The sequence below is a fragment of the Streptomyces sp. NPDC053432 genome (genome assembly GCF_055585365.1).
Genome location: NZ_JBVJKF010000008.1, coordinates 137542 through 153846, shown reverse-complemented (window position 1 = coordinate 153846; position 16305 = coordinate 137542). Strand labels below are relative to the sequence as shown.

Annotated in this window: 13 protein-coding genes and 1 riboswitch; of the genes, 11 read left to right on the top strand and 2 right to left on the bottom strand. The window is 69.6% G+C overall.

Features of this window, described 5'->3' with window-relative positions:
- Positions 1 to 31 precede the first annotated feature (31 nt).
- Positions 32 to 1009 (top strand): carbohydrate kinase family protein, encoded by a 978-nt coding sequence (locus ACZ6Y1_RS15890; RefSeq protein ID WP_469628651.1) that lies wholly within the window; start codon positions 32 to 34, stop codon positions 1007 to 1009.
- 487 nt (positions 1010 to 1496) lie between these two features.
- Here ACZ6Y1_RS15890 and ACZ6Y1_RS15885 read toward each other — a convergent pair whose 3' ends face one another.
- Complete coding sequence (locus ACZ6Y1_RS15885) at positions 1497 to 2876, bottom strand: aminotransferase class V-fold PLP-dependent enzyme (protein WP_469628648.1); 1380 nt, start codon at positions 2874 to 2876, stop codon at positions 1497 to 1499.
- Between the two features lie 283 nt (positions 2877 to 3159).
- Here ACZ6Y1_RS15885 and ctaC point away from each other — a divergent pair, with 283 nt between their 5' ends.
- From ctaC to ACZ6Y1_RS15865, 4 genes are all read left to right on the top strand, one after another.
- The gene (gene ctaC, locus ACZ6Y1_RS15880; protein ID WP_469628646.1) at positions 3160 to 4125 is read left to right on the top strand and encodes an aa3-type cytochrome oxidase subunit II; all 966 of its coding nucleotides are present in this window, start codon (positions 3160 to 3162) and stop codon (positions 4123 to 4125) included.
- The gene (gene ctaD / locus ACZ6Y1_RS15875) at positions 4122 to 5858 is read left to right on the top strand and encodes an aa3-type cytochrome oxidase subunit I (RefSeq protein WP_384587471.1); all 1737 of its coding nucleotides are present in this window, start codon (positions 4122 to 4124) and stop codon (positions 5856 to 5858) included. The genes ctaC and ctaD overlap by 4 nt, the downstream gene beginning before the upstream one ends.
- On the top strand, positions 5855 to 6253 hold the full coding sequence (locus tag ACZ6Y1_RS15870; protein ID WP_384587467.1) for a cytochrome c oxidase subunit 4: 399 nt from the start codon (positions 5855 to 5857) through the stop codon (positions 6251 to 6253). Before ctaD ends, ACZ6Y1_RS15870 begins: the two co-directional genes overlap by 4 nt.
- 124 nt (positions 6254 to 6377) lie before the next feature.
- Positions 6378 to 7625 (top strand): L,D-transpeptidase, encoded by a 1248-nt coding sequence (locus ACZ6Y1_RS15865; protein WP_469628641.1) that lies wholly within the window; start codon positions 6378 to 6380, stop codon positions 7623 to 7625.
- A 112-nt stretch (positions 7626 to 7737) separates the two neighbouring features.
- On the opposite strand, the gene ACZ6Y1_RS15860 is transcribed toward ACZ6Y1_RS15865, so the two are convergent.
- Positions 7738 to 8139, bottom strand: coding sequence for a DNA-binding transcriptional response regulator (locus ACZ6Y1_RS15860; RefSeq protein WP_376658780.1), 402 nt, complete (start codon positions 8137 to 8139; stop codon positions 7738 to 7740).
- A 199-nt stretch (positions 8140 to 8338) separates the two neighbouring features.
- On the opposite strand from ACZ6Y1_RS15860, the gene ctaE reads away from it, so the two are divergent.
- The 6 genes from ctaE to ACZ6Y1_RS15830 all read left to right on the top strand — a co-directional run bounded on the left by ctaE (position 8339) and on the right by ACZ6Y1_RS15830 (position 15610).
- Positions 8339 to 8959, top strand: a complete 621-nt coding sequence (gene ctaE / locus ACZ6Y1_RS15855; RefSeq protein WP_376658781.1) for an aa3-type cytochrome oxidase subunit III — start codon at positions 8339 to 8341, stop codon at positions 8957 to 8959.
- A gap of 77 nt (positions 8960 to 9036) precedes the next feature.
- Positions 9037 to 9846 carry a cytochrome bc1 complex diheme cytochrome c subunit gene (gene qcrC / locus ACZ6Y1_RS15850; RefSeq protein WP_469628637.1) on the top strand — a complete coding sequence of 270 codons (810 nt, stop codon included), beginning with the start codon at positions 9037 to 9039 and terminating at the stop codon, positions 9844 to 9846.
- A complete protein-coding gene (gene qcrA, locus ACZ6Y1_RS15845) occupies positions 9843 to 10901 on the top strand; it encodes a cytochrome bc1 complex Rieske iron-sulfur subunit (protein ID WP_469628634.1) in 1059 nt (352 codons plus the stop codon). The genes qcrC and qcrA overlap by 4 nt, the downstream gene beginning before the upstream one ends.
- Positions 10898 to 12529, top strand: coding sequence for a cytochrome bc1 complex cytochrome b subunit (qcrB, locus tag ACZ6Y1_RS15840; protein WP_469628631.1), 1632 nt, complete (start codon positions 10898 to 10900; stop codon positions 12527 to 12529). Before qcrA ends, qcrB begins: the two co-directional genes overlap by 4 nt.
- A 164-nt stretch (positions 12530 to 12693) precedes the next feature.
- The gene (gene trpD, locus ACZ6Y1_RS15835) at positions 12694 to 13758 is read left to right on the top strand and encodes an anthranilate phosphoribosyltransferase (protein WP_469628629.1); all 1065 of its coding nucleotides are present in this window, start codon (positions 12694 to 12696) and stop codon (positions 13756 to 13758) included.
- 119 nt (positions 13759 to 13877) lie between these two features.
- Positions 13878 to 13994: riboswitch (SAM riboswitch) on the top strand.
- A gap of 233 nt (positions 13995 to 14227) precedes the next feature.
- Positions 14228 to 15610 (top strand): aminotransferase class V-fold PLP-dependent enzyme, encoded by a 1383-nt coding sequence (locus tag ACZ6Y1_RS15830; protein ID WP_469628626.1) that lies wholly within the window; start codon positions 14228 to 14230, stop codon positions 15608 to 15610.
- Positions 15611 to 16305: the final 695 nt, after the last annotated feature.

Sequence of the window (16305 nt, the reverse complement as noted above, 5' to 3'; positions counted from 1 at the left end):
CCTTGCCGTCCTCCGCAGGAGCGTCCACGCCGTGCGCATTGCAGTCACCGGCTCCATCGCCACCGACCACCTCATGACCTTCCCCGGCCGTTTCGCCGACCAGCTGGTCGCCGACCAGCTGCACACGGTCTCCCTCTCCTTCCTCGTCGACAACCTCGACGTCCGACGGGGCGGTGTCGGCCCGAACATCTGCTTCGGCATGGGGCAGCTCGGCAGCCGCCCGATCCTGGTCGGGGCCGCCGGCTACGACTTCGACGAGTACCGCGCCTGGCTCGACCGGCACGGCGTCGACACCCAGTCCGTCCGCATCTCCGAGGTGCTGCACACCGCGCGGTTCGTGTGCACCACGGACGCCGACCACAACCAGATCGGCTCCTTCTACACGGGCGCGATGAGCGAGGCCCGCCTGATCGAGCTGAAGTCCGTCGCCGACCGCGTGGGCGGCCTGGACCTGGTCCTCATCGGCGCCGACGACCCCGAGGCGATGCTCCGCCACACGGAGGAGTGCCGGACGCGGGGGATCGCCTTCGCCGCCGACTTCTCGCAGCAGATCGCCCGCATGGACGGCGACAACATCCGCACCCTGATGGAGGGCGCGACGTTCCTCTTCTCGAACGAGTACGAGAAGGGCCTCATCGAGTCGAAGTCCGGCTGGACCGACGCGGAGATCCTGTCCAAGGTCGGCACCCGGGTCACCACGCTGGGCGCGCAGGGCGTGCGGATCGAGCGGGCCGGGGAGGAGCCGATCGTGGTCGGCTGCCCCGAGGAGAACGCGAAGATCGACCCGACGGGCGTCGGCGACGCGTTCCGCGCCGGGTTCCTGACGGGGCTCGCCTGGGGCGTCGGCCTGGAGCGCGCCGCGCAGGTGGGCTGCATGCTGGCGACCCTGGTCATCGAGACGCTGGGCACGCAGGAGTACACGCTGGCCCGTGCGCACTTCATGGAGCGCTTCACGAAGGCCTACGGCGACGAGGCCGCCGCGGAAGTCCAGGCCCACCTGGCCGCCTGACGACCTCCGGTCCGGTCACCGGAGCCCCCGGCCGCGGCCCCGCCGCCGGGCGCTCCGCCCCGGCTCCCCCGCGCCTCAATCGCCGGCGGGGCTGGGTTTGCCCGCGGCGCCGCTGCCGGGGGCTCAGCCCCCGGGCCCCCGCGCCTCAATCGCCGGCGAGGCTGGGGGCGCGCCCGCGGCGCCTCAGTCGCCGGTGAGGCTGGGCACGCCTCCGCGGCGCGCCGTTGCCGGGGGCTCCGCCCCCGGGCCCCCGCGCCTCGATCGCCGGTGAGGCTGGGGGTGCCCCCGCGGCGCCTCGATCGCCGGTGAGGCTGGGGGTGCCCCCGCGGCTGGAAGTGGGCCCGGCCTTGGGTTGGTTCTGCGTGGCGGACGGGAGCGGCCGAATTCAGCCTCGCCGGCGTTTGAGGCGCCGCCGGAGGCGAACACGGGCCGCGGCCGTCGGACGGCAGCAGCCGGATTCAGCCCCTCCGGCGTTTGAGGAGCGGGGTCAGAGCAGGCGGCGGACGGAGTACGCCACGCCGGCCGGGCGGGGGGACTCACCCAGGTACGCGTGCCCCCGCATCCCGCACCACGCCGGGATGTCCAGCCGCGCCACCTCGTCGTCGGAGACGACCGTCACCGTGCCCCCCACCGGCACCCGCCCGATCGCCCGGGCCAGCTCGATGACCGGCTGGGGGCACCGCAGGCCCAGCGCGTCGAGCTCCACCGACTCCGCCACCGGAGCCACGGGGGCGGGCTCGCGCACCCCCAGCCGCTCCCGCACACCCGCCACCGCACCCGGCAGCACCTCCAGGAACGCGTTGACCTCCTCCGCCCGCGTGCCCGCCGGCAGCGAGACCCGTACGTTCCCCTCCGACAGCACCCCCATCGCCCGGAGCACATGACTCGGGGTCAGCGTGGAGCTGGTGCAGGACGAGCCCGAATTGACCGAGAAGCCCGCCCGGTCCAGCTCGTGCAGCAGCGTCTCCCCGTCGACGTACAGGCAGGAGAACGTGACCAGGTGCGGGAGGCGGACGTCCGGGTGGCCCACCACCTCCACGTCCGGCACCAGCCGGACCACCCGCCGCCGGATCCGGTCCACCAGGACCCGCAGCCGGGCCGCCTCCTCTTCCGCCTCCGCCCGCACCGCCCGCAGCGAGGCCGCCGCCGCCACGATCGCGGGGAGGTTCGCGAAGCCGGGGGAGCGCCCCGACTCCCTTTCGTCCGCGGGGCCTTGGGGCGAGAAGCGGACCCCCTTGCGGACCGCCAGCAGCCCCACCCCCGGCGGCCCGCCCCATTTGTGCGCACTGGCGGCGAGCACCGACCAGGCGCCCTCCACCGGACCCCAGCCCAGCGACTGCGCCGCGTCGACGAGCAGCGGCACCCCGGCCTCGCGGCAGACCTCCGCGACCTCCGCCACCGGCTGGACCGTGCCCACCTCGTGGTTGGCCGACTGCAGGCAGGCCAGCGCTGTGGAAGCGCCCAGCGCCTCCCCGTACCCGGCCGGGGCCACCGCGCCGAACCGGTCCACCGGGACCTCCGTCACCGAACCGCCGCGCCCCGCGTGCGCCTCGGCGGCGTGCAGTACAGAACTGTGTTCGACCGCGGACACGACCAGATGGTCCCCGACGCGCCGGCGCCCCGCGAGGACTCCCGACACGCCCGCGTGAACCGCGTGCGTCCCCGAAGGAGTGAACACGAGCTCGTCCGCCCGGCAGCCCACCGCCTCCGCGGCGGCCTCCCGCGCGGCGTCCAGCAGCAGCCGGGCCCTCCTTCCCTCCCGGTACAGCCGGGCCGGATCGGCCCAGCCCTCGTCCAGGGAGGCCTGCAGGGCCTGGCGTGCCACGGGGTGCAGGGGGGCGGCGGACGCGGCGTCGAAGTACGGCATACGGGCACGCTAGCCGCAGCCCGGCGGCGACCGAGGTCAGGGGCCGTCAGATGGCTTCCGGAGCCCGCCATTCAGGGGTTCCGGATCCGTCCCCCGGACGGCGGATCCATCCCTTCGGGGGCCCCGGCGGCGCGTTGGGCACCCTCCCCGCGCGACCTCAAATAGCGTCCAGTAGGGTTTGGTCCGCATAAACATCCAAACCCCTGCCTGCGTCAGGGCCGGCGACCGACCCGAACACGGCCGCGGCCGGCCGCGCGGGCCGAGACTCTCGGGAAGGCGCTACGTGAGTCCCTACGGCTCCGACCGCTCGCCGCGGCGCCCGATGCGGCGGAAGCTGCTGCAGGCGCTGACTGCGGGCGCGGTCCTGGCGACCGCCACTGGTTGCACATATAAAGACTTCCCCCGCCTCGGAATGCCGTCACCGGTAACCGAGGAGGCGCCGCGCATCCTCTCCCTCTGGCAGGGATCCTGGGCGGCCGCGCTCATCACGGGCATCCTGGTCTGGGGTCTGATCCTGTGGTCCGTCATCTTCCACCGGCGCAGCCGGACGAAGGTGGAGGTCCCCCCGCAGACCCGGTACAACATGCCCATCGAGGCGCTGTACACGGTGGTTCCGCTCATCATCGTCTCGGTGTTCTTCTACTTCACCGCGCGTGACGAGTCGAAGCTGCTGGAGCTCTCCAAGCCGCAGCACACGATCAACGTGATCGGTTACCAGTGGAGCTGGGGCTTCAACTACGTCGAGAACGTCGACGGCGACGGGGCCACCCCGAAGAAGGGCGAGGTTCCGAAGGAGCTCTCGGCCATCCCGGACCGCTTCACCAAGGACTTCCCGGCGGGCGCCGAAGGCGTGTACGTCAAGGGCGTCCCCAGCGACAAGAACCCGGAGACGGGCAACCCGGGGCCGACCCTGGTCCTGCCCAAGGGTGAGAAGGTCCGCTTCATCCTGTCGTCCAATGACGTCATCCACTCCTTCTGGGTGGTTCCCTTCCTGTTCAAGCAGGACGTCATCCCGGGCCACACCAATGTCTTCGAGGTCATCCCGTCCGAAGAAGGCACCTTCATGGGCAAGTGTGCCGAGCTCTGCGGCGTCGACCACTCCCGCATGCTCTTCAACGTCAAGGTGGTCTCCCCGGCGGAGTACCAGAAGTACCTGAAGGGCCTCGCGGAGAAGGGTCAGACCGGCTTCCTGCCGGCCGGCATCAAGCAGACCGACCCGGCCCGGAATGCGGAGACGAACAAACTGTGAGCATCCTCAACGAATCCCAGGGTGCCGCCGCAGCTGACTCGTACGAGAACGAGCTGCCGGTACGGCGCAAGCAGCCGGGCAACGTGGTCGTCAAGTGGCTCACCACCACCGACCACAAGACCATCGGCACGATGTACCTGCTCACGTCGTTCGTGTTCTTCATCATCGGCGGCATCATGGCGCTCTTCATGCGCGCCGAGCTTGCCCGTCCGGGCACGCAGATCATGTCGAACGAGCAGTTCAACCAGGCGTTCACGATGCACGGCACGATCATGCTGCTGATGTTCGCGACGCCGCTGTTCGCCGGTTTCGCCAACTGGATCATGCCGCTGCAGATCGGCGCGCCCGACGTGGCGTTCCCGCGGCTGAACATGTTCGCGTACTGGCTGTACCTCTTCGGCTCGATCATCGCGGTGGCCGGCTTCGTCACCCCGCAGGGTGCGGCCGACTTCGGCTGGTTCGCCTACTCGCCGCTGACCGACGCCGTCCGCTCGCCGGGCATCGGCAGCGACATGTGGATCATGGGTCTGGCCTTCTCCGGCTTCGGCACGATCCTCGGTTCGGTCAACTTCATCACCACGATCATCTGCATGCGCGCTCCGGGCATGACGATGTTCCGCATGCCGATCTTCGTGTGGAACGTGCTGCTGACCGGTGTCCTGGTCCTGCTCGCCTTCCCGGTCCTGGCCGCCGCGCTCTTCGCGCTGGAGGCCGACCGCAAGTTCGGCGCACACGTCTTCGACGCGGCCAATGGCGGCGCACTGCTGTGGCAGCACCTCTTCTGGTTCTTCGGACACCCAGAGGTGTACATCATCGCGCTGCCGTTCTTCGGCATCATCTCCGAGGTCATCCCGGTCTTCTCCCGCAAGCCGATGTTCGGTTACATCGGTCTGATCGCGGCGACGATCGCGATCGCCGGCCTCTCGGTGACCGTGTGGGCCCACCACATGTACGTCACCGGCGGTGTGCTGCTGCCGTTCTTCTCCTTCATGACCTTCCTGATCGCGGTCCCGACCGGTGTGAAGTTCTTCAACTGGATCGGCACCATGTGGAAGGGCTCGCTGTCCTTCGAGACCCCGATGCTCTGGGCCGTCGGCTTCCTGGTCACCTTCACCTTCGGTGGTCTGACCGGCGTCATCCTGGCCTCGCCCCCGCTGGACTTCCACGTCTCCGACTCGTACTTCGTCGTCGCGCACTTCCACTACGTCATCTTCGGCACCGTGGTCTTCGCGATGTTCTCCGGCTTCCACTTCTGGTGGCCGAAGTTCACGGGCAAGATGCTGGACGAGCGCCTCGGCAAGATCACCTTCTGGACGCTGTTCGTCGGCTTCCACGGCACCTTCCTGGTGCAGCACTGGCTGGGTGCCGAGGGCATGCCGCGCCGTTACGCGGACTACCTCGCGGCCGACGGCTTCACCCTGCTGAACACGATCTCGACGATCAGCTCCTTCCTGCTCGGCCTGTCGATGCTTCCGTTCATGTACAACGTCTGGAAGACCGCCAAGTACGGCAAGAAGATCGAGGTCGACGACCCGTGGGGCTACGGGCGTTCGCTCGAGTGGGCGACCTCCTGCCCGCCGCCGCGGCACAACTTCCTCACCCTGCCGCGCATCCGCAGTGAATCGCCGGCGTTCGACCTGCACCACCCGGAGATCGCGGCCCTCGACCACCTCGAGGACCACGCCGGAACCAAGGCGGCCGTCACCGGCGGCAGCAAGGAGGCCGGCAAGTGAAGATCCAGGGCAAGATGTTCCTCTGGCTCTCCCTGTTCGTCCTGATCATGGCCGTCGTGTACGGCGTGTGGTCGAAGGAGCCCGTCGGTACCACCGCGCTGTTCCTGACCTTCGGCCTGACCGCCATGATCGGCTACTACCTGGCCTTCACGGCCAAGCGCGTGGACGAGATGGCCCAGGACAACCTGGAGGCCGACGTCGCCGACGAGGCGGGCGAGCTGGGCTTCTTCTCCCCGCACAGCTGGATGCCGCTCTTCCTGGGCATCGGTGGCGCGTTCGCCTTCATGGGCGTCATCTTCGGCTGGTGGCTCATGTACTTCTCGGCCCCGATCCTGGTGATCGGCCTGTGGGGCTGGGTGTACGAGTACTACCGCGGTGAGAACGCGAACCAGTAGCAGCACCCGCGCGGCAGCGCCGCGAGGCACCTGGGGCCCGGACACCTCCGATGGAGGAGTCCGGGCCCCTCGTTTGCAGTCATCCCGCGCGCCGGAATAGTCATATCTTCATAGCGTTGGCCCCATGAACCACTCACCGCGTCTTTGGACGGTACTCAGCTGCTCCGTGCTGGTCGCGTCCCTCGGGGCCGGCGCAACCGCCTGTGGGTCGGGCGACGACAACCCGCTGTCCGCGCGCCCGTACGACGCGGGCGATCAGGTCGCCTTCAACCAGACCGTCGGCAGCCGCCCCGTGGACCCCGACAAGCCCCTCGAAGTCACCACGAAGGGGGGCGAGGCCCGCATCACCGACGTGCTGGTCGTGGACACCCACGGCCGCCGCCTGGCGGGCGAGTTGTCCGCCAAGGGCGACCGCTGGCACAACACCGTGCCGATGGCCGCGGGCGTGCGCTACACCGTCACCGTCAGCACGGAGAACGACAGGGGCGCCCAGGGGCGGCGTACGGCCGCTTTCGACACGACCCCGGCCAAGGGCGTCCTCAAGGTCGAATTCGGCCCGGACGCGGGCAAATACGGCGTCGGGCAGCCCATCACGGCCGAACTCAGCGAACCCGTCAAGGAGAAGGCGGCCCGCGCCGTCGTCGAACGGGGACTCGTCGTCGACACGCCCACGGGCGTCGAAGGGGCCTGGCACTGGGTCGACGACAAGAAGCTGCACTACCGCCCCAAGGAGTACTGGCCCGCCCACAGCACGGTCTCCGTACGGAGCAATCTGGAAGGCGTCAGGATCTCCGACCACCTCTACGGGGCCGGCGCCAAGCCGCTGAAGCTGGAGATCGGCGACCGCGTCGAGGTCACCACGGACGCCGCCTCGCACTACCTCACGTTCAAGCGCAACGGAGAAGTGATCAACACCATTCCGGTGACCACCGGAAAGCCCGGCTTCTCCACCCGCAACGGCATCAAGGTCGTGCTCGGCAAGCAGTACTACGTCCAGATGCGCGGCGACACCGTCGGCATCGGCGGCAGCGAGTACTACAACCTCCCCGTCTACTACGCCACCCGGGTGACGTGGAGCGGTGAATACGTGCACGCCGCGCCGTGGTCCGTCGGCTCACAGGGCTACGAGAACGTCAGCCACGGCTGCACCGGCATGAGCACCGGCAACGCCGCCTGGTTCTACGAGAACATCACCGAGGGCGACATCGTCCAGGTGGTCAACAGCATCGGCGAGGACATGGACGTCTTCGGCAACGGCTTCGGCGACTGGAACATGGACTGGAAGGACTGGCGCCAGGGCAGTTCCCTGCTCAAGGGCACCCAGGAGGGCCGCAACCCGATGGACCAGGCCCGTCTGCGTCCGACCGTCTGAGACCCGGCGGCCTCCACGCCCGCCCTGGCCTCCACGGCCCCGGCAGTCTCTCCCGGAACCCGCCGGAACCCTCCGGGGCCCTCCAGGGCCCCGGAGAAGCCCTGTCGGACCGTCAGGCGTCCAGGGACAGCCGGGAGCGCAGCAGGCCCGCCAGGGCCTCGGGGAACTCCACCGGGTCCACCGGCAGGGTCACGGCCGCGTCCGCGCGGCTCCACGTGGCCAGCCAGGCGTCCTGCGGGCGCCCCATCAGCAGCAGTACCGGGGGACACCGGAAGATCTCGTCCTTGATCTGCCGGCACACACCCATGCCCCCGGCCGGAACGGCCTCGCCGTCCAGCACGCACACGTCGACGCCGCCCGCGTCCAGCTCCGTCAGGACCGCCGGAAGCGTCGCGCACTCCACGAACTCCACCGGCGGCAGGTCCGCGGCCGGCCGACGCCCCGCCGCCAGCCGCACCTGCTCCCGGGTGCCCGCGTCGTCGCTGTAGACCAGAACCCGCGCAGTCGCCCGCATTTCGTTCCTCCACGGTCCCGTGAATCACGTTGATGTTGCGCGGGATGCTACTCCTCCAGATGCGCTGTCAACATCGGTTCGCACATGTCGCACGTGGGCCCGCGGAGGGGTCATCTGATGGGCCGTTCGGGCCTTGCACACGCCCCTGACACTCCGAACGGCACCCCCCGGGGTGAGGGCGGGATAAGCGACCGACATAATGTCGGTCGTGGCGACAGCAACGACAGTAGATACCGGGCACGCGCACCCGACGGTCAACCGGCCGAACCTCGTCAGCGTCGGAACCATCATCTGGTTGAGTTCCGAGCTGATGTTCTTCGCGGCCCTCTTCGCGATGTACTTCACCCTGCGATCCGTGACAGGACCCGAGTACTGGACAGAACAGGCTGGGTTCCTGAATCTGCCCTTCTCGGCGACGAACACGACGATCCTGGTGCTCTCCTCCCTCACCTGCCAGCTCGGCGTCTTCGCCGCCGAGCGCGGTGACGTGAAGAAGCTCAGGACGTGGTTCATCATCACGTTCGTCATGGGTGCGATCTTCATTGGCGGCCAGGTGTTCGAGTACACCGAGCTGGTCAAGCACGAGGGCCTGAGCCTCTCGTCCGGACCGTACGGCTCGGTGTTCTACCTGACCACCGGCTTCCACGGTCTGCACGTGACGGGCGGTCTCATCGCCTTCCTGCTGGTCCTCGGCCGGACGTACGCGGCCAAGAGGTTCACCCACGAACAGGCCACGTCGGCCATCGTCGTGTCCTACTACTGGCACTTCGTCGATGTCGTCTGGATCGGCCTCTTCGCGACGATCTACCTGATCAAGTAGCGAACCCGTCGCCGGACCCACGTCCGGCACTCCATCCAGAAACACCGACGCAGAAGATCCTGACACCGGGGTAATCCGTGAAAAAGCTCTCCGCACGACGACGCCATCCGCTGGCGGCGGTCGTCGTTCTACTCCTCGCGCTGGCGGCCACTGGGGGGCTGTACGCCGCCTTCGCCCCCGCGGGCAAGGCGCAGGCCGACGAAACCGCCCAGTCCCTCGCCATCGAGGAGGGCCAGAAGCTCTACGCCGTGGGTTGCGCAAGCTGCCACGGAACCGGCGGTCAGGGTTCCTCTGACGGCCCGAGCCTGGTCGGCGTCGGCTCCGCGGCCGTCGACTTCCAGGTGAGCACGGGCCGTATGCCCGCCCAGCAGCCCGGCGCCCAGGTGCCGAAGAAGCCCAACATCTACACCCAGGCCCAGATCGACCAGCTGGCCGCGTACATCGCGTCCCTCGGCGCCGGCCCGGCCGTGCCGACCGAGAAGCAGTACAGCCCGGCGGGTGCCGACATCGCCAAGGGTGGTGAGCTGTTCCGCAACAACTGCGCGCAGTGCCACAACTTCACCGGCGAGGGCGGCGCGCTGACGAACGGCAAGTACGCCCCGAACCTCGAGGGCGTCGAGCCGAAGCACATCTACGAGGCCATGCTCACCGGCCCGCAGAACATGCCCTCCTTCCCGGACAGCACGATGCCGGAGAAGCAGAAGAAGGACATCATCGCGTACCTCCAGAACGTGAACGGCGAGAAGTCGGTCAGCCCTGGCGGCCTGAAGCTCGGTGGCCTCGGCCCCGTCTCCGAGGGTCTCTTCGGCTGGATCTTCGCTCTGGGTGCGCTGATCGCTGTCGCCGTCTGGGTCGCGGCCCACACCGCTAAGGCCAAGAAGTCATGAGTAGCCAAGACATTCCCGAAGAGAAGCACCTGCCGAGCGAGCAGGGCGACGCCCACCACGGTGGCGTAGCGGTCGCGGACGACCCGTTCGCGGACCCGGGCCTCCCGGTCCACAAGCCGCGCATCCAGGACATCGACGAGCGGGCGGCGAAGCGTTCCGAGCGCACCGTCGCGATGCTCTTCACGATCTCGATGCTGGCCACGATCGCCTTCATCACCGCGTACGTGGTGATCCCGGTCGACAAGATCGTGTACATCTTCCCGGTCGGGAAGGTGAGCGCGCTCAACTTCGCCCTGGGCCTGACCCTGGGCACGGCCCTCTTCTGCATCGGCGCGGGCGCGGTCCACTGGGCCCGCACCCTGATGTCCGACGTCGAGGTCGCCGACGACCGCCACGAGATCGCCGCTCCGCCGGAGGTCAAGGCCAAGGTCCTGCAGGACTTCGCCGACGGTGCGAACGAGTCGGGCATCGCCCGCCGTCCGCTGATCCGCAACACGCTGCTCGGCGCGCTGGCCCTGATGCCGCTCTCCGCCGTCATGCTCCTGCGCGACACGGGCCCGCTGCCCGAGGACAGCCTGCGCAAGACCGTGTGGGCCAAGGGCAAGCTGCTCATCAACCAGAACACGATGGAGCCGCTGCGTCCCGAGGACGTCCTCGTCGGTTCGCTGACCTTCGCCATGCCGGAAGGCCTGGAGGAGGAGCAGCACGACTTCCAGGTCCAGATCGCCAAGGCCGCCCTGATGATCGTCCGCATCAAGCCGGAGGACATCAAGGACAAGCAGGAACTGGCGTGGTCCCACGAGGGCATCGTGGCCTACTCCAAGATCTGCACCCACGTCGGCTGCCCGATCAGCCTGTACGAGCAGCAGACGCACCACGTGCTCTGCCCGTGCCACCAGTCCACCTTCGACCTCTCCGACGGCGCCCGTGTCATCTTCGGCCCGGCCGGTCACGCGCTTCCGCAGCTGCGGATCGGTGTGAATGACGAAGGCTTCCTCGAAGCGCTCGGCGACTTCGAAGAGCCCGTCGGTCCTGCATTCTGGGAGCGCGGATGAGCACTGCGACCACTGACACGAAGGCGCGCAAAGCGCCTGCCGGCGAGCGTGTGGCGGACTGGGCGGACGGCCGCCTGGGCATCTACAGCCTCGCCAAGGCGAACATGCGCAAGATCTTCCCGGACCACTGGTCCTTCATGCTGGGTGAGATCTGCCTCTACACCTTCATCATCATCATCCTCACGGGTGTGTACCTGACGCTGTTCTTCCACCCGAGCATGAACGAGGTCGTGTACCACGGCTCGTACGTGCCGATGCAGGGCGTCCTGATGTCCGAGGCCTTCGCCTCGACGCTCGACATCAGCTTCGACGTCCGCGGTGGCCTGCTGATCCGTCAGATCCACCACTGGGCGGCGCTGATCTTCGTCGCGGCGATGGTCGTGCACATGATGCGCGTCTTCTTCACCGGCGCGTTCCGCAAGCCGCGTGAGGTCAACTGGATCTTCGGCTTCCTGCTGCTGGTCCTCGGCATGTTCACCGGTTTCACCGGTTACTCGCTGCCGGACGACCTGCTCTCGGGCACCGGTGTCCGCTTCATGGAGGGCGCGATCCTGTCCGTGCCGGTCATCGGCACGTACCTGTCGTTCTTCCTCTTCGGCGGGGAGTTCCCGGGCGGCGACTTCGTCGCGCGGTTCTACTCGATCCACATCCTGCTGCTGCCCGGCATCATGATGGGCCTGCTGGTGGCCCACCTGATCCTGGTCTTCTACCACAAGCACACCCAGTTCGCGGGCCCCGGCAAGACGAACAACAACGTCGTCGGCATGCCGCTGCTGCCGGTCTACATGGCCAAGGCCGGAGGCTTCTTCTTCCTGGTCTTCGGTGTCGTGGCGGCCATCGCGGCCATCGCCTCGATCAACCCGATCTGGGCGCTCGGCCCGTACCGCCCGGACCACGTGTCCACCGGTGCGCAGCCCGACTGGTACATGGGTATGCCGGAAGGCCTGATCCGTGCCATGCCCGGCTGGGAGATCAACCTGTGGGGCCACACGCTCGTCCTGGGCGTGTTCATCCCGCTGCTGCTCTTCCCGCTGGTCCTCGGCGCGATCGCCGTCTGGCCGTTCATCGAGTCCTGGGTCACCGGCGACAAGCGCGAGCACCACATCCTGGACCGCCCGCGCAACGTCCCGACCCGTACGGCCTTCGGTGTCGCCTGGATCGCGGAGTACATCGTGCTCCTCGTCGGCGGTGGCAACGACATGTTCGCCCAGTACTTCCACCTGTCGATCAACTCGATCACGTGGTTCGTCCGGATCGGCTTCTTCGTCGTCCCGGTCGTGGCGTTCATCGTCACCAAGCGGATCTGCCTCGGCCTCCAGCGCCGTGACCACGACAAGGTGCTGCACGGTCGCGAGACCGGCATCATCAAGCGTCTGCCGCACGGTGAGTTCGTCGAGGTCCACGAGCCGCTGCCGCAGGGCAAGCTGCACACGCTCACCTCGCACGAGCAGTACAAGCCGGTCGAGATCGGCCCGACGGTCGACGAGAACGGTGTCGAGCGCAAGGTGAAGGCCACCGAGAAGCTGCGCGCGAAGCTCAGCAAGGGCCTGTACGCCGAGGGCAACCAGATCCTGAAGCCCACGGCGGAGGAGTACAAGGAGATCCAGTCCGGCCACGGCCACCACTGATCCCCGCTTGACCGCATGAGGGACTGATTTCGGTCAGTCCTGGTGTCGCCACGGCGAGAGCCCCGTCCAGTGTCTGGACGGGGCTCTTTGCCGTTCCCCCGGGCTGGATAGGCTGAAGCCCTTCCCATTCGACGCGGATCTCTGACGAGCAGCAGGAGCGGACCATGAACGTTGTGACCCCGGCGGGCGGCGACAGCGTGGCGGCCCGTGGCTGGCCGGGCGTCCTCGACGCCCTGCTGACCGGCCGGGACCTGAGTGCCGACGACACCGCCTGGGCCATGGACCGCATCATGCGGGGGGAAGCCACCGACGCCCAGATCGCCGGCTTCGCGGTCGCGCTGCGGGCCAAGGGCGAGACGGTCGACGAGATCAACGGCCTCGTACGGGCCATGTACGCGCACGCCAACCTCATCGAGGTGCCGGGCCGGACGGTCGACATCGTCGGCACCGGCGGCGACGGGGCCAAAACGGTGAACATCTCCACGATGTCCGCGCTCGTGGTGGCCGGAACCGGCGCGAAGGTCGTCAAGCACGGCAACCGGGCCGCCTCCTCCGCGAGCGGTTCCTCGGACGTGCTGGAGAAGCTCGGCGTCAACCTCAACCTCACCCCGGAGCGGGTCGTGGAGGTCGCGGAGGAGGCCGGCATCACCTTCTGCTTCGCGGTCAAGTTCCACCCGGCCCTGCGGCACGTGGCGGCGGCCCGCAAGGAACTGGGCATCCGCACCACCTTCAACTTCCTGGGCCCGCTGACCAATCCGGCCCGCGTACGGGCCCAGGCCACCGGTGTGGCCGACGCCAGGGTCGCCCCGATCGTGGCGGGCGTGCTGGCCGACCGGGGTTCGTCCGCGCTGGTCTTCCGCGGTGACGACGGGCTCGACGAACTGACCACCACGGCCACCTCGCGCGTCTGGTGGGTCCGCGACGGCAAGGTCGACGAGCAGTCCTTCGACCCGCGCGACGTCGGCATCGGCCTGGTCGACGTGTCCGCGCTGGCCGGCGGGGACCCCTCGTACAACGCGGACGTGGCCCGCCGCCTGCTGGCCGGCGAGACCGGCCCGGTCCGCGACGCGGTGCTGCTGAACTCGGCGGCGGCCCTGGTCGCCCTCGACCCCGGCACCGGCACGCTGGAGGAGGAGATCGCGGCCGGCATCACCCGCGCGGCCGAGTCGATCGACTCGGGTTCGGCGCGGGCCGCCCTGGAGCGGTGGGTGACGGCCACCAACGCGTGACGCCCGGCGCCCGGAGCCTCTCGGCGGGCCGTGCGAGAACGGCGTGAAAGCGACGACCCCGGTCCAGCATGCGGACCGGGGTCTTGCGTTCGGTCGATCTTGTGGCAGGATGCGGATCAGGTCACGAGTGACAGCGTTTAGGCCCCGGCTTGCTGTCCGGCAACCCTCCTTCCGTGGCGGGGTGCCCCGGGTGATGACCAGGTCGTAGGCAGCAAGGCCTACGGCAAGCGCGGATCCCTCGACACCAGGGGTCCTGGTCTACTCGAGGAGCTTTTTCCGTGAGCAAGCGAATGCGATAGGGCGACTCCGCCCCTTCTTCAACCCTCGGACCAGGGTCCTTCCCGCGTACCCGCGTGCGGCCCGCCTTCCCCTCCGAGGTCTCTCCCGTACCCCGGACGGCCGCAGCGCCGCCGTACCCGCGTACGGGCACACCGAAGCCATTCCGCCCTGCCTGCCGGGAGATACCGCCATGTCCGCGACCCTGAACACCGCCGCCACCGCCACCGCCACCGTCGACCCCGCCTGTGCCGAGCCGCTCGCGGTCCTCGGCCGCGACGTCACCGTCCCGCTCGTCACCGGCGGCGAGGTCACCTACGCGGCCCTCGACTACGCGGCCAGCGCCCCCGCCCTCCAGCGGGTCTGGGACGACGTCGCCGCGTACGCCCCCTACTACGGCAGCGTCCACCGCGGCGCGGGCTACCTCTCGCAGCTCTCCACCGACCTCTTCGAGCAGAGCCGGGCCACGGTCGCCGAGTTCCTCGACTGCCGCCCCTCCGACCAGGTCGTCTTCACCCGCTCCACCACCGACTCGCTGAACCTGCTCGCGGCGGTCCTCCCCGCCGGCTGCCAGGTGTTCGTCTTCGAGACCGAACACCACGCCTCGCTGCTGCCGTGGACGAACGCGCAGGTCACCTACCTCAACACCCCCCGCACCCCGGACGAGGCCGTCGCCACCCTGGAGCGGGCACTGGCCGACCGCGACCCTTACGGTCCCGCCCTGGTCTGCGTCACCGGAGCCTCCAACGTCACCGGCGAGCTGTGGCCGGTGAAGGAGCTCACCGCCGCCGCGCACGCCCACGGCGCGCGGATTGTCCTGGACGCCGCCCAGCTGGCCCCGCACCACCCCGTCTCGGTCCAGGACCTCGGCGTGGACTGGGTCGCCTTCTCCGGCCACAAGCTGTACGCGCCGTTCGGCTCGGGCGTGCTCGCCGGCCGCGCGGACTGGCTCCAGGAGGCCGACCCGTACCTCGCGGGCGGCGGTGCCTCGCGGAAGGTGGCCCGGCGCGAGGACGGCGGCGTGGACGTGGAATGGCACACCACGGCCGCCCGCCACGAGGCCGGCTCCCCGAACGTCATCGGCGTCTACTCCATCGCCTCCGCCTGCCGGGCCCTGACCGAGGCGGGCTTCGACGCCCTGGTCGCCCGCGAGCGGCACCTCATCGCGAAGGTCCGTGAGGGCCTGGCCGACGTCCCGGCCGTCCGCGTCCTGTCCCTCTTCGGGGACGACGCCCCGCGCGTCGGCGTCATCTCCTTCGTCGTGGACGGCTGGAACAGCTCCCACTTCGCCGCGGCCCTGTCGGCCGAATACGGCATCGGTGTCCGCGACGGCCTCTTCTGCGCCCACCCGCTGGTCCGCACCCTGCTGGGCAGCGAGCCCCAGGCCCAGGGCGAGTGCGGAGCGCCGGAGGCGGCGCCGGGGGAGCGGTCCCTCAACGCCATCCGCGTGAGCTTCGGCGCGGGTACCCCCGACGAGCACGTGGACCGCTTCATCGGGGCGGTGAAGGAACTGGTCGCCGACGGCGCCAAGTGGCAGTACCGCACCGAGGAGGGCCGCTGCGTTCCCGCCGTCTGACATCGTTCGGCTCATGAGCTACTGGGATCCGATCCCCACGGCCCGCCGGCCCCACCCGGGGGAGCCGTTGCCGCCCCTCTGACCCGGCGTCTGCCGGTGCGGCGCCGTTGGCGGGTGCGGCGCCGTTGCCGGGGCTCCGCCCCGGACCCCGCGCCTCAATCGCCGGCGGGGCTGGGGGGTGTCCCTGGGCCGGGGCGGAGTGGTCGGGGCGGTGCCCCTCCGGAGTGACTCCTCGTCGTCGCGCCTGCGGGCACCGCACACGGTGGAGGGTGGTTGCGCGCTCCTCCTGCGGGGACCCTCCTGCGGGTCCCCACCCCGCCCACTCCACCCCGGCCCAGGAGGCGGTGTCAGGTGAACCCCGAACCCCGGCCCCAGGGGTGCGTGCTGGCAGGACCCCTCCAGCCCGGCCCAAGCGGTGCTGCCAGGTGTGCCCCTCCATCCCCGGTCCGGGGCGGGGTGCCGACAGGTGAGCCCCTCCGCCCCCGGCCCAAGCATGGTGCTGGCAGGTGAGCCCCTCCGCCCCCGGTCCAGGGCGGGTGGTGGCGTGCCCCCTGGCCCGGGGCGGGTGGTGGCAGGTGTGGGGGGAGTGGGGGCGCGCAGGGGCGTCCCCGCAGGAGGAGCGCGCAGCCTCGTTCAGCGGTCTTGCCGCGGCCGCAGGCGCGACGACGAGGAGTCGCCCCGGAGTGACCCCGCGG

Coding starts and splice junctions, on each gene's coding strand:
- ctaE (WP_376658781.1), top strand. CDS start 8,339: ATGTCGGTCGTGGCGACAGCAACGACAGTAGATACCGGGCACGCGCAC.
- trpD (WP_469628629.1), top strand. CDS start 12,694: ATGAACGTTGTGACCCCGGCGGGCGGCGACAGCGTGGCGGCCCGTGGC.
- ACZ6Y1_RS15860 (WP_376658780.1), bottom strand. CDS start 8,139: ATGCGGGCGACTGCGCGGGTTCTGGTCTACAGCGACGACGCGGGCACC.
- ACZ6Y1_RS15830 (WP_469628626.1), top strand. CDS start 14,228: ATGTCCGCGACCCTGAACACCGCCGCCACCGCCACCGCCACCGTCGAC.
- ACZ6Y1_RS15865 (WP_469628641.1), top strand. CDS start 6,378: ATGAACCACTCACCGCGTCTTTGGACGGTACTCAGCTGCTCCGTGCTG.
- qcrB (WP_469628631.1), top strand. CDS start 10,898: ATGAGCACTGCGACCACTGACACGAAGGCGCGCAAAGCGCCTGCCGGC.
- ACZ6Y1_RS15885 (WP_469628648.1), bottom strand. CDS start 2,876: ATGCCGTACTTCGACGCCGCGTCCGCCGCCCCCCTGCACCCCGTGGCA.
- qcrA (WP_469628634.1), top strand. CDS start 9,843: ATGAGTAGCCAAGACATTCCCGAAGAGAAGCACCTGCCGAGCGAGCAG.